Source organism: Brevundimonas sp., from assembly GCF_031082345.1.
Taxonomy (GTDB): Bacteria; Pseudomonadota; Alphaproteobacteria; order Caulobacterales; family Caulobacteraceae; genus Brevundimonas.
In genome coordinates this window covers 1,047-13,571 of the sequence record NZ_JAVHLH010000050.1, presented here as the reverse complement: position 1 = coordinate 13,571, position 12,525 = coordinate 1,047, and the positions used below count along the sequence as shown (strand labels likewise).

Below are 12,525 nucleotides of genomic sequence, written 5' to 3'. Positions count from 1 at the left end.
GGCTGGCGCCGGGGGTGCTGCTGCCGGGGGCTCTGAACGCCATCACCGATGTCGCGGGGGTGCGGGTCGGGCACACGACCCTGATCGAGGGCGAAAGCGTGCGCACCGGGGTGACGGCGATCCTGCCGCACGGGGGCCATCTGTTCCAGGACAAGGTCCCGGCGGGGCTGGCGGTGGCCAACGGCTTCGGCAAGTTCGCCGGCGGGACGCAGCTGGTGGAGCTGGGCGAGATCGAGACGCCGGTGGTGCTGACCAACACCCTGGCCGTGCCGACGGCGGCGGAAGCGCTGATCGGCTGGACGCTGGAGCAGCCGGGCAACGAGGCGGTGCGCTCGGTCAATGCGGTGGTCGGCGAGACCAATGACGGGCGGCTGAACGATATCCGCGCCCGGCCGGTCACCGTGGCCCATGTGCGCGAGGCGATCGCGCGGGCGCGCGGCGGGCCGGTCGAGGAAGGCAGCGTCGGGGCCGGGACCGGCGCCGTGGCCTTCGGCTGGAAGGGCGGGATCGGCACGAGCTCGCGGGTGCTGCCGGCGCGGCTGGGCGGCCATGCGGTGGGCGTGCTGGTGCAGAGCAACTACGGCGGGGTGTTGAGTATGGGCGGGGCGCCGGTCGGGCGGGCGCTGGGCCAGTATCACCTGAGGGAGGTGGTCGAGGACCGCAGCGCAGACGGCTCGATCATGATCATCGTCGCCACCGACGCGCCGCTGTCGGACCGCAACCTGACGCGGCTGGCGCGACGGGCCATGGCGGGGGCAGCGCGAACAGGATCGACCTTCTCGAACGGGTCGGGCGACTATGCCGTGGCCTTCTCGACGGCCGAGGCGGTACGGCGGACGCCGGAGCGCCGGGGCGGCCTCGCGCCCTATGAGGAGCTGGGCAATGACGCCCTGTCGCCGTTGTTCGCGGCGGTGATCGAGGCCACCGAGGAGGCGATCTACAACTCGCTGCTGATGGCTGTGACGGTGCGCAGCGTCGATGCGGAGACGGGGCGGCCGGTGGTGGTCGAGGCCATCGACATCGCCGAAGTGCGGAGGGTGCTCGAGGCGCACCGGCTCACCGGCTGACGGCCTTCCCGTTGCGGGCGTCGTGCAGCCTGAGAAGCGAACACTGTTGACAGAACGCCGATCTGCCTTCCCATTTCTTCCGTGGAGGCCAGAATGTCCAAGGTATTGAGGTTTCTGCGACAGCTCTTCTGTGCGCACACGTACATTTGGGTCGAGCGCCGCGGCGGATACTACTGCTGCGAGTGTGGGCGCAGACAACCCCGGCACGGGGCCGCCGGGACCTGACCTGAGCCGGCGTCGACAAGGACGCGGGAACGACGCCGCTCCCGCTCCTCGCCGACGTCGCCGGGCGTCAGTTCATCCGGTGTTTCAGCTGGCTGATCGTGTCGTGATCGGCCTTGACCTCGGTGTAGGCGGTGGCGACCAGCTGGCGGGCGGGTTCGGGCAGGTCGGCATCCTGGGCCGCCTTCTCGAACTTGGCCTTGATGACGTCCTCGCCGCGTTCGACCTCGTCGATGACGCCCTTGTCGTCGCGGCCCATGACGTCGCCGCGCATCTCGGCGAACTTGTTGTGGATGCGGCCCATCAGCGACTGGTCGTCCTCGGGCTCGCCGCCGAAGGTGCGGACCTCCTGCTGCAGGCGGCGGCACAGCTCCTCGCGCTTGCCGGCGCGCTCGCTGAACATCGTCTTGAATTCGGGATTGTCGGCGCCCTCGGCGGCGCTGCGGTAGCCGTGGGCGCTGTCCATGGTGGTTTCGATCAGGCTGTTCAGGACCTTCACGGCGCGATCATCGTGGGTTTGCATTCAAGCTCTCCTTGAGGTTGGAGCCGCATGAACGGGAGCGGGCCGCCGCCCGTTCCGGCGGGCGGCCTCACGATTCCGGGATGGAACCGAACGCCGTCGGGGTGGCGTCCGGCGCCGTTCCCCCGCAGGGTGGGCGAGGCGGGGAGGACCACATGGGCCGGCTGATCGAGGAACTGGACTACCGCCTCACCGACATGGGGCCGTTGATCCTGAGACGCCGCTGGGTGGCGGCCATCGATCAGGACGTGGTCGAGGTGATCCTCGGCGACGAGCATCTGATGTCGAGCCTGTTCACGGTCGGGGAGATTGAGCTGGCGGTGCGCGGCCTGGCGGCGGCGCGGGGCGACGGCTTGCGGGTGCTCGTCGGGGGGCTGGGGCTCGGCTATACGGCGCGGGCGGCGCTGGCGAACCCGCGCGTGGCCTCGGTCGAGGTGGTAGACGCCCTGGCGCCGGTGATCGAATGGCACCGGGCGGGGCTGGTTCCGATCGGCGACAGCCTGGGCCAGGAGCCGCGCTGCACCCTGGCGCATGGGGACTTCTTCGGCTGGTTCGACGCGCCGCGGGCGGAGGGCGAGCGCTACGACGTGGTGTTGCTCGACATCGACCATTCGCCGCGCCAGCTGCTGCACCCGGACCATGCGCGCTTCTATACGCCGGAGGGGCTGGGGCGGGTGCGGGAGAGCCTGACGGCGGTCGGGGTGTTCGCCATGTGGTCGGACGAGGGGCCGGACGACGAATTCCTGGCCGTACTGGCGGCGGTGTTCCCGGCGGCGCGGGCGGAGGTGGTCGCGTTCGACAATCCGCTCACGGGCGGGGCCTCGACCTGCACCATCTATGTGGCGGGGCGGGCGGAGGCCTGAGCCGGCGCGGGGCGCTTTTCAGCGACTGCTCACCTTTCGCTCATGCCGCTCACGGCCGGGCCCGGCAGTGTCAGGGCGTCGATGACGACGGGAGAGCGAGATGACGATGACGACTGTGGAGCGGGACGCGCGGCTGGGTCGGTGGCTGAGGCTGCTGGTGTGGGGCGGGGCGACGGTCGCCTGGCTGATCCCGCTCGTGGCGAAGCTGCTGACGGACCTGCCGTGGACGACGTTCGACTTCATCGCCTGGGGCGTGATGCTGCTCGTCGCCGCCGGCGCCTGCGAGATCGGGCTGAGGCTGTCGGGCAGTCTGGCCTATCGCGCCGGGGTGGTGGTGGCGGCGGGGACCAGCTTCCTGATCACCTGGTCGAACCTCGCCGTCGGCATCATCGGCGACGAGAACAATCCCCTGAACCAGATCTTCTTCGGGGTCATCGCCATCGCCATCGTCGGGGCGTTTCTGGCCCGGTTCCGGGCGAGGGGGATGGCGCTGGCCATGGCCGTGACCGCGGCGGCCCAGTTCGGCACGGGGTTCGTCGCCCTGGCCTATGAGCACATCGTCTTCGCCATCGTCGGGGTGTTCTCGATGGGCTGGCTGCTGGCGGCGTGGCTGTTCCGGGAGGCAGCGCGGGGGGAGGGGGCGTAGCGCCTTGTCATCCCGGACGACGCGCAGCGGCGATCCGGGACGGGGCGGCCCATTTCGCGACCTCCCGGAAATCGCTTGCGATTGTCCGGGAGCCAGGCGGCCGTCGCGCCAGTCCTGACCTGTCGCCCGGATAGCGGCCGAAGCCGCTTCCGGGCGGATGGCGTTTTGCGTCTGCGCGTCCCGGATCGCCGCTGCGCGGCGTCCGGGATGACAAGGCGGCGTTAAAGGTTCAGCAGCGCCGGGTCGCCGCCCTGGGCGGCGATGTTGTTGCTGATGGCCTTTTCGGAGGCGTAGCGGATCAGGCTGTAGGGGCCGCCGGCCTTGGGGCCGGTGCCGCTGAGGCCCTCGCCGCCGAAGGGCTGGACGCCGACGACCGCGCCGGTGATCGAGCGGTTGATGTAGACGTTGCCGGCCGGGACGAGACGGATCACCTCGCTGGCGAAGGCCTCGATGCGGCTGTGGACGCCCAGGGTCAGGCCGAAGCCGCGGGCGGCCAGCTTGCCGGCCGTCTCCTTCAGCTTGGCCGGGTCGTAGCGGTAGATGTGCAGGATCGGGCCGAACACCTCCTTCTCGAGGAAGTCGGGCGTCTTCACCTCGGCGATGGTCGGGGCGAACAGCTCGCCGCGCTCGGAGCCGGCGGGCAGGGAGGCGCGGGCGATGATCTTGCCCTCGCGGGCCAGCCGCTTGACGTGGCTCTCAAGCATCTGGCGCGCGTCCATGTCGATGACCGGGCCGATGTCGGTGCCGGGGTCGGCGGGGTCGCCGACGACCTGGGCGGCGAGGGCGCCCTTGAGGCCCTCGATCAGCTGGTCGGCCGAGTCCTTCGGCACATAGAGCATGCGCAGGGCCGAGCAGCGCTGGCCGGCCGAGCCGAAGGCCGACAGGATGACGTCGTCGATGACCTGTTCGCGCAGGGCGGTGGTGTCGACGAACATGCCGTTCAGCCCGCCGGTCTCGGCGATGAAGGGGATGATCGGGCCGGGCCGGGCGGCCAGCGAGCGGTTGATCATGGCGGCGGTGTCGGTGCCGCCGGTGAAGGCGACGCCGTCGACGCCCGGATGGTTGACCAGGGCCGCGCCGACGGTGTCCCCGCGACCGGGCAGCAGGGCCAGCAGGTCGGGGTGGAGGCCGGACTTGTGGAACAGGCGCACGGCCTCGGCCGCGACCAGGGGGGTCTGTTCGGCGGGCTTGGCGAGGACGGCGTTGCCGGCGGCGAGGGCCGCGGCGATCTGGCCGGTGAAGATGGCCAGCGGGAAATTCCACGGGCTGATGCAGGCGAAGACGCCGCGGCCGTGCAGGACCAGCTGGTTGGTTTCGCCGACCGGGCCCTGAAGGGTTTCCGGGCCGCCGAAGTCGCGCTCGGCCAGCATGGCGTAGTAGCGGCAGAAGTCGGCGGCCTCGCGCACCTCGGCGACGCCGTCGTTCAGGGTCTTGCCGGCCTCGCGCGACAGCAGGGCGACGAGGCGATCCATGTCTGCCTCGAGCGCGTCGGCCATGGCGTTGAGGACCAGCGCCCGGCGGGCGCCGCCCTGGCGGTCCCAGACGAGCTGGGCCTTGGCGGCGGCCGCGGCGGCCATGTCGATCTCGGCCTCGGTGGCCTCCGAGACGTGGCCGAGGACCTGGTTCAGGTCGAACGGATTGGTGACGTCCTGCGGATGGGTCCCGGCGCGCAGCATGCCGCCGATGATCGGGCCGGAAGTCAGCTTCTCGCGGTCGACCAGCTCCAGCGCCATGGCGTGGCGTTCGCGGTCCTCGAGCCGGCTGTAGTCGCGGCCGAGGGAGTTGTGCCTGTCGGTGTACATGTTCCTGGGCGCCGGAATTCTGGAGTGACGGTCGGGGTGGGCCTCGACCTGGAGGATGGGATCGGCCGCGACGGTCGCGGCGGGAACGCGCTCGTCCAGCAACGCATGGACGAAGGAGGAGTTGGCGCCGTTCTCGAGCAGACGCCGCACCAGATAGGGCAGCAGCTCCTCGTGGCCGCCGACGGGGGCGTAGCCGCGGACCACGAAGCGGTCCTCGGCCCACATTTGTTCGGCCGCCTCGTAAAGGGCCTCGCCCATGCCGTGCAGGCGCTGGAATTCTACCCGGACCTTCGAGGCGCGGGCCATATGCTGGACCGCCGCCAGCGAGACGGCGTTGTGGGTGGCGAACTGGCCGTACAGGTGCGGATCGGCGTCGAGGATGTCGCGCGCGCAGACCAGATAGTTGAGATCGGTCGCGGCCTTGGTGGTGAAGACCGGATAGTCGGGCCGGCCCATGACCTGGGCGCGCTTGATCTCGGTGTCCCAGTAGGCGCCCTTGACCAGCCGGACCATGATGCGGCGGCCGGAGACCCGGGCCAGTTCGGCGACGCGGGCGATCACCTCGGGCGCGCGCTTCTGATAGGCCTGGACGGCGAGGCCGAGGCCCTTCCACTCGCCGAGGTCGGGATCGTGGGCGAGGGCGTCGAGCAGCTTGAGCGACAGGGCCAGCCGGTCGGCCTCTTCCGCGTCCATGCAGAAATTGATGTCGTAGGAGGCGGCGATCATCGCCAGCCGCTTCACCCGCGGATAGAGCTCGGCCCAGACCCGGGCCTCCTGGGTCGCCTCATAGCGCGGCGACAGGGCCGACAGCTTGACCGAGACGCCGTGGCCGGTCATCGGCCCCTGCATCTCCTTGCGCTCGGGGATGGCCTTGCCGACGCCGTGGATGGCCTTGGCGTAGACGACCTCATAGCGTTCGGCGTCGGCGGTGGTGCGGGCGCCTTCGCCCAGCATGTCGAAGCTGCACAGCCAGCGTTCGCGGTTGGCCCGCTTCAGGGCCCCCTGGATGGTGCGGCCGACCACGAACTGCTCGCCCATCATGCGGACGGCGGCGGCCACGGCCTGGCGGATCACCGGCTCGCCCAGGCGGCCGGCGACGCGGCGCAGGAAGCCGGGCAGGTCGCGGCGGGCGTCCTCGTCGACGTCGACCAGCTTGCCGGTCAGCATCAGCCCCCAGGTCGACGCGTTGACGAACAGGTTCTCGGACTGGCCCAGATGCGAGGCCCAGTCGGACGAGCCGATCTTCTCGGCGATCAGCTTGTCGCGGGTGTCCTCGTCGGGGATGCGCAGCAGGGCCTCGGCCAGGCACATCAGGGCCAGGCCCTCGCGGGTGCCGAGGCTGAATTCCTGCAGGAAGCTCTCGACCACGCCTTCGGTCTTCTGGGTCTTGCGGGCCAGTTCGACCAGGTCGATGGCCTGGGCCACGACCGCTTCGCGCTCGGCGGCGTCGAGCGGCACGCGCGCCAGCAGGCCGCGCACGACCTCGCCCTCATCCGCGTATTTCCCGTGGTCGAGGGCGTCCCAGTCCTGTGTGAGCGGGGCCGGAGGGAAGACGTGTGCGTTCATGAGCGGCGTCTAGCTCGTTTTTTCGAAGAACGGGAGAGGGTTACGATGTCTCGCCAAGCCAGTTCCAAACCGCTAGATCAGTTCCCCGATCAACGGCGGAGCCTCTCGCCCTCAATGCGCATCGTTCTGGCCACCGACGCCTGGGAGCCCCAGGTCAACGGCGTCGTCCGCACCCTGACCCGGACCATCGCGGAATGCCGCGCCATGGGTCATGAGGTGGAGGTCATAGAACCCAGCCAATTCAAGACCATACCCTGCCCCACCTATCCGGAGATCCGGCTGGCGCTGGGGGCCGAAGAGGAGATCCGCGAGCGCCTGCGGGCCTTCGAGCCGGAGGCGGTGCATATCGCCACCGAGGGGCCGATCGGCATCGCCACGCGGCGCATCTGCGTCGAATGGAAGCTGCCCTTCACGACGAGCTATCACACCAAATTCCCCGAGTACGTCTCGGCCCGGTTCCCGATCCCGGTCCAGGTCGGCTACGCCTATATGAAGTGGTTCCACAAGCCGTCGGGCCGTCTGATGGTGGCGACCCCGACGCTGCGCGACGAACTGCTGGCGCACGGGTTCCGGAACGTCTCGCCGTGGTCGCGCGGCGTCGACACCGAACAGTTCAGCCCGGACCTGCCGCGCATCTATGACGAACTGGGCGGCAAGGACTGGCCGCGGCCGTTCTGGCTCAACGTCGGCCGGGTGGCGGTCGAGAAGAATATCGAGGCCTTCCTCAAGACCGACCTGCCGGGCACCAAGATCGTCGTCGGCGACGGGCCGGCGCGGGCCGAGCTGGAAGAGAAATATCCGGAGGCGAAATTCCTCGGGGCCCGTTTCGGTGAGGAGCTGGCGCGCTGCTTCCGCGACGCCGACGTCTTCGTCTTCCCCAGCTGGACCGACACCTTCGGCCTGGTGATCCTCGAGGCCATGGCCACGGGCACGCCGGTGGCGGCCTATCCGGCCCACGGGCCGATCGACATCATCCCGGGCTCGAACGCCGGGGCCATCGACAAGGACCTTCGCGTCGCCTGCATGGCGGCGCTGGAATGCGACCGGGCGGCGGTGCGGGCCTATGCGGAGAAATTCAGCTGGCGCGCCTCGGCCGAGCAGTTCGTCGAAAACCTGCAGCCCTATCCCGAGCCCGAGCGCGGTCGGTTCTGGCGGCGGCTGCGGCGCATCGCCCGGCTGAGGAAGCGGGCGGCGGCGTAGGCTTCAAGAGCAAGCAGTTGTCATCTCGGACGCCGCGCAGCGGTGATCCGGGACGAAGTACGCGCAAACTTCAGCCTCCCGGAAATCGCGCCGCGATTGTCCGGGAGACGGGTTGGTCCTGCGCTTGAGTTGGCCTGTCTCCCGGATAGCTGCTGACGCAGCTTCCGGGAGGGTTGGACCTGTGGGTCTTGCGTCCCGGCTCTCGGCTTCGCCTCGGCCGGGATGACAAGGGCTGCTTTCCTGCCGACTAGAAGTCGAACTGCGCCCGGAACTGCAGGGTCTGGACGTCGACGTCCGAGGCGGCGACCTGGGCGTCGTTCTTCGCGTCGGTGTAGTTGGCCATGAAGCGGACGTGGGACCACGGGTACCAGGTGGCCCCCAGCGTCACGGCGGAATATTCGCCGGCGGTGGCCACGCCGGCGAACTCGGTCAGGTCGGCGGCGTCGTAGCGGACCGCCAGCTCGACGGCGCCCATGCCGCCGCGGGTCACCGGCTCGCGGACGCTGACCCGGTCGAACTTGCCGTCGGCGGGCTTGTATTTGCGCTGTTCGCCGGTCGGGAAGAAGGAGGCGAAGACGTACCAGGCGTCCGCCCGGGCCGAACCGCCGCCGGTCAGGTCGGCGTCGACGGTCGCCCATTCGCCCTGGACCGAGAAGCTGCGCCAGACGCCGGCGGCCTCGAGGCCGATGGCGACATCACCGTCCCCGGCGCCGAGCGGCGAGGAGCCGGCGTCGGTGTAGCGGGCGCCGAAATTGGTGTTGTTGCGCACGCGATAGCGGAAGGCGGTGTCGTCGCGCCGGTCGCGGTCGCGGGCCCAGACGCCGAGGTGCACCTTCGTCTCGTCGGTGACGATCGGGGCGAAGTGGGCGCGGACGAAGACGCCGCGCTGTTCGTCGCCGTCGCCCGGGGCGCCGTCATTGACCGAATCGCCGTGGACGCCGCCCGCGACCGACCAGTTGTCGCCGCCCGTGCGCGCCGCCAGGGTCATGACCCGGCCGCCGTCGATCAGGTCGTTGAACGGGCCGCGTTCCATGAAGGTCGTGTATCGCGACGATGTCAGGTTCTCGAGCGACAGGCTCTTGAAGTTGCCGAGGGTGATGGCGGTGTTGTCGCTCGGCGCATATTCGATCAGCAGGTCTTCCCAGTTCGACTCGCCGTTGGTGAAATTGCCCTCGGCGACGAACGACCACTGCTCGCCCCAGCTCCCCTGGACGCCGATCCGTGCGGTGCGGAAACGGTCCTCCGAGGCGCTGAAGTCGGCGCCGACGGCCCGGTCGACATCCTGATCGACGTAGTCGGCGTACACCCGGCCGCGGAGTTTGATGGTGAAGTCGCCCCAGCTGTATTCGGGCGCGCCCTTCCAGGCGCTGCTGGTCGGTTGGGCGGTCTGGGCCTGGGCCGAACCGGCGGTGAGCGAGAGAGCGGCGGCGAGCGCGGCGCCCGCCAGCAGGGTGTGTTGTCGCACTGGGAGAATCCTTCGGTTGCCCGCGGACCGGATGTGGTCTGTCAGGCCCCGGATTATCTTTTGCGCGCGACGATTTCGCTGCGGTCCGGCGACGGAACGGTGAGATTGCCGTGACGCTATTCCGACCGTCGGGATGCAGAACCGTGACGCTTCCCATCCAGATTTGTGACGGCCCGGACGGAGGCGCGCGGACAGCGAAACGCCGCGGGCCTTGCGGCCCGCGGCGTCCGGTCTGCTCCGAAAGGATCCGGCCGGTTTACTCGGGGCTGGCCATCGAGGTCATGGCCGTGGCCAGGGCGCGTTGGGCGGCCAGTTCCTCGGCGGGCAGCGGCACCAGACCGCGGTCCTGGAGGTAGCCGCCGCGTCCGGCGGCGGCGTCCGACATATACTCCAGGACGAACTCCTTCAGCCCCGGGGTGACGCCGACGTGGGCCTTCTTGACGTAGATGAACATCGAGCGGGAGACCGGATAGGCGCCCGAGGCGATGGTTTCGGGGGTCGGCATGACGCCGTTGACGCTGTGCGCCTTCACCGAGTCGGCGTTCTGCTCGAGGAAGGAGTAGCCGAAGACGCCGGTCGAGCCGGGGGTGCGCGTCAGGGTCTGGACGATGGCGTTGTCGTTCTCGCCCGAGTCGATCCAGGCGCCGTCCTCGCGAAGGGTGTGGGCGAGGGTCTCGAAGCGGTCCTCGTCGCTTTCCGCGAGGGCCGCGAGCTGCGGGATGGTCTCGGCCGACGGGGCCATGGCCAGTTCGAGCCAGGAGTCGCGGGTGCCGGAAGTGGGCGGCGGGCCATAGACCATGATGCGGCTGGCGGGCAGACCCGGATTGACCTGGCTCCAGGTGGTGTTCGGATTGGCGATGAACGACCCGTTCGGTCCCGGCACTTCCTTGGCCAGGGCGAGGTAGAGGTCGTCGCCCTCGAAGCCGTAGTCGGGCGCGTCCAGGGCGGTGGCGATGACGAGGCCGTCGTAGCCGATCTTCAGCTCGACGATGTCGGTGACGCCGTTGGCCTGGCACATCTCGAACTCGGACTTCTTCATCCGGCGCGAGGCGTTGGCGATGTCCGGGGTGGTCGGGCCCGTGCCCTGGCAGAAGGCCTGGATGCCGCCGCCGGTGCCCAGCGATTCAACGCGCGGCGCGGCGCCGCCCGAGGTGCGGGCGAAATTCTCGGCCACCCGGGTGGTGAAGGGGAAGACGGTCGAGGAGCCGGCGGCCCAGATGCCGGCGCGGGCGCCCTGGGCGCCTCCGGTCTGGTTGTCGCCGCAGGCCCCGAGGGCGAGCAGGGCGATCGCCGAGGTGGCGGCGAACAGGGTGCGGGTCATGGGTCTTGGCTCCGACAACGGTTGAGGTCGAGGCTGCTTGGACCACAGGTTTGTGACGGGCGGTGCGACGGTCCGATGACGGTTCGGCGACGGGCCCCGGCTTTGGCTGCTACGCGCCGCCCTTCGGGTCGCCGGGGTGACGATGGCCACAGCTGGCGCTCAAGCAGTGAGCGACCGCGTCGCGAACGTTAGCGCCCTAGATATGAATCGCATGCCCCAGCGCCCGCAGGGACGCTTCGTGGAAGGCCTCGCCCATGGTCGGGTGGACGTGGATGGTTCCGGCCACATCCTCCAGCACCGCGCCCATCTCCAGCATCTGGGCGAAGCTGTTGCTGAGTTCCGAGACGTGCTGGCCCACGGCCTGGACGCCGAGCAGGCGGTGGTCGGTCTTCGACGCCAGCACCCGGACGAAGCCGCCGTCGCCGCCGGCCTCGATGGCCAAGGCGCGGCCGAGGGCCATCAGGGGGAAGACGGCGGTGATGACGTCGTCGCGGCCCTCGACGTCCAGCGGGCCGAGACCGGCGGAGACGATCTCGGGCTCGGTGAAGCAGACGGCGGCGATGCTGACGGGATCGAAGCGCTTGTCATGACCGGCGATGATCTCGGCGACGATCTCGCCCTGGGCGCTGCCCTTGTGGGCCAGCATCGGCTCGCCGGTCAGGTCGCCGACGGCCCAGACGTTCTTCATCGAGGTGGCGCAGCGGTCGTCGATCTTGACGAACGGCCCGTTCATGGCGACGCCCATGTTCTCGAGGCCCCAGCCCTGGGTGCGGGGCTTGCGGCCGACGGTGACGAGGACCTTGTCGGCCTTGAGCTTGAGGGCCTTGCCGTCGGCGGTGGTGACATTGAGCTGGCCCTTTTCGAACGAGCCGGCCTTGGCGCCGAGGTGGAGTTCGACGCCGTGGGCCTCCAGCCATTTCCGGACCGGATCGGTCAGGGCCTTGTCGTAGAGCGGCAGAAGGCGGTCGGCCATTTCGACGATGGCGACCTCGGCCCCCAGCTTGCGGAAGGCGATGCCGAGCTCGAGGCCGATGTAACCGCCGCCGACGACGACCAGCTTGCCGGGGATCTTGTCCAGCGACAGGGCCTCGGTCGAGGAGATGACGTCGCCGCCGAACTTCAGGAACGGCAGTTCGACCGGGTCGGAGCCGGTGGCGAGGATGACGTGTTCGGCGCTGATGACGATGTCGCCGTCGGCGGTCTTCACCGTGCAGGTCTTGGCGTCGGAGAAGGTGGCCCAGCCGTTGATGACCTTGACCTTCGCCTTCTTCAGCAGGCCCGCGACGCCGGCGTTCAGTTTACGGACGATGCCGTCCTTCCAGGCCACGGTGGCCTTCAGGTCGATGGCCGGCTTGCTGGCGGTGATGCCGAGCGTGCCGCCCTCGGCGGCCTTGGCCACCGTCTCGAATTTCGAGGCGGCGTGGATGATGGCCTTGGACGGGATGCAGCCGACATTCAGGCAGGTGCCGCCGAGGCCGTCGCCGCCGTCCACGAGAATGGTGTCGAGGCCCAGTTGGCCGCAGCGGATGCCCGCGACATAGCCGCCGGTGCCGGCGCCGATGATGAGGACTTTGGTCTTGATCGATTCAGCCATGGTCTCAGTTCATCCAAAGCGTGGCCGGATGCTCCAGCAGGTTCTTGATGCGCTGGACGAAGACCGCCGCGTCGTGGCCGTCGACGATGCGGTGGTCGAAGCTGGAGGACAGGTTCATCATCTTGCGCACGACCATCTGGCCGTCCTTGACCACCACGCGCTCGGCGATCTTGTTGGGGCCGACGATGGCGACCTCGGGGTGGTTGATGATGGGGGTGTGGATGACCCCGCCCAGCGTGCCCAGGGAGGTGATGGTGAT

The 12,525-nt window shown here is 69.5% G+C and carries 10 protein-coding genes; 4 read left to right on the top strand and 6 right to left on the bottom strand.

Annotated elements, in window-relative coordinates; all coding sequences use genetic code 11:
* A partial coding sequence (locus RDU12_RS05150) for a P1 family peptidase (RefSeq protein ID WP_308684208.1) occupies positions 1 to 1,067 on the top strand: 1,067 nt, incomplete at its 5' end.
* Positions 1,068 to 1,359: 292 nt separating this feature from the next.
* Here the strand turns inward: RDU12_RS05150 and RDU12_RS05145 are convergent.
* Positions 1,360 to 1,812: a PA2169 family four-helix-bundle protein gene (locus tag RDU12_RS05145; RefSeq protein ID WP_300289918.1), complete on the bottom strand. Its 453-nt coding sequence runs from the start codon at positions 1,810 to 1,812 to the stop codon at positions 1,360 to 1,362.
* Positions 1,813 to 1,892: 80 nt separating this feature from the next.
* Between RDU12_RS05145 and RDU12_RS05140 the strand changes: the two genes are divergently transcribed.
* Complete coding sequence (locus tag RDU12_RS05140) at positions 1,893 to 2,672, top strand: hypothetical protein (RefSeq protein ID WP_300289917.1); 780 nt, start codon at positions 1,893 to 1,895, stop codon at positions 2,670 to 2,672.
* Between the two features lie 100 nt (positions 2,673 to 2,772).
* Positions 2,773 to 3,318 (top strand): hypothetical protein, encoded by a 546-nt coding sequence (locus RDU12_RS05135; protein ID WP_300289915.1) that lies wholly within the window; start codon positions 2,773 to 2,775, stop codon positions 3,316 to 3,318.
* Between the two features lie 221 nt (positions 3,319 to 3,539).
* On the opposite strand, the gene putA is transcribed toward RDU12_RS05135, so the two are convergent.
* A complete protein-coding gene (gene putA, locus RDU12_RS05130) occupies positions 3,540 to 6,686 on the bottom strand; it encodes a bifunctional proline dehydrogenase/L-glutamate gamma-semialdehyde dehydrogenase PutA (protein WP_300289914.1) in 3,147 nt (1,048 codons plus the stop codon).
* 114 nt (positions 6,687 to 6,800) lie between these two features.
* On the opposite strand from putA, the gene RDU12_RS05125 reads away from it, so the two are divergent.
* Positions 6,801 to 7,886: a glycosyltransferase family 1 protein gene (locus RDU12_RS05125; RefSeq protein WP_300289913.1), complete on the top strand. Its 1,086-nt coding sequence runs from the start codon at positions 6,801 to 6,803 to the stop codon at positions 7,884 to 7,886.
* Positions 7,887 to 8,133: 247 nt separating this feature from the next.
* Here RDU12_RS05125 and RDU12_RS05120 read toward each other — a convergent pair whose 3' ends face one another.
* The 4 genes from RDU12_RS05120 to RDU12_RS05105 all read right to left on the bottom strand — a co-directional run.
* The gene (locus RDU12_RS05120) at positions 8,134 to 9,351 is read right to left on the bottom strand and encodes an OprO/OprP family phosphate-selective porin (protein WP_300289912.1); all 1,218 of its coding nucleotides are present in this window, start codon (positions 9,349 to 9,351) and stop codon (positions 8,134 to 8,136) included.
* A gap of 256 nt (positions 9,352 to 9,607) precedes the next feature.
* Positions 9,608 to 10,672 (bottom strand): substrate-binding domain-containing protein, encoded by a 1,065-nt coding sequence (locus tag RDU12_RS05115; RefSeq protein WP_300292354.1) that lies wholly within the window; start codon positions 10,670 to 10,672, stop codon positions 9,608 to 9,610.
* Between the two features lie 196 nt (positions 10,673 to 10,868).
* Entirely contained in the window at positions 10,869 to 12,266 is a 1,398-nt protein-coding gene (gene lpdA / locus RDU12_RS05110) for a dihydrolipoyl dehydrogenase (protein ID WP_300292352.1), read from the bottom strand.
* Positions 12,267 to 12,270: 4 nt separating this feature from the next.
* A partial coding sequence (locus RDU12_RS05105) for a 2-oxo acid dehydrogenase subunit E2 (protein WP_308684207.1) occupies positions 12,271 to 12,525 on the bottom strand: 255 nt, incomplete at its 5' end.

What these genes read in the sequence shown, in the direction of transcription:
- RDU12_RS05145 (WP_300289918.1), bottom strand. Translation starts at nt 1,812, where the DNA reads ATGCAAACCCACGATGATCGCGCCGTGAAGGTCCTGAACAGCCTGATC.
- RDU12_RS05140 (WP_300289917.1), top strand. Translation starts at nt 1,893, where the DNA reads ATGGAACCGAACGCCGTCGGGGTGGCGTCCGGCGCCGTTCCCCCGCAG.
- RDU12_RS05135 (WP_300289915.1), top strand. Translation starts at nt 2,773, where the DNA reads ATGACGATGACGACTGTGGAGCGGGACGCGCGGCTGGGTCGGTGGCTG.
- putA (WP_300289914.1), bottom strand. Translation starts at nt 6,686, where the DNA reads ATGAACGCACACGTCTTCCCTCCGGCCCCGCTCACACAGGACTGGGAC.
- RDU12_RS05125 (WP_300289913.1), top strand. Translation starts at nt 6,801, where the DNA reads ATGCGCATCGTTCTGGCCACCGACGCCTGGGAGCCCCAGGTCAACGGC.
- RDU12_RS05115 (WP_300292354.1), bottom strand. Translation starts at nt 10,672, where the DNA reads ATGACCCGCACCCTGTTCGCCGCCACCTCGGCGATCGCCCTGCTCGCC.
- lpdA (WP_300292352.1), bottom strand. Translation starts at nt 12,266, where the DNA reads ATGGCTGAATCGATCAAGACCAAAGTCCTCATCATCGGCGCCGGCACC.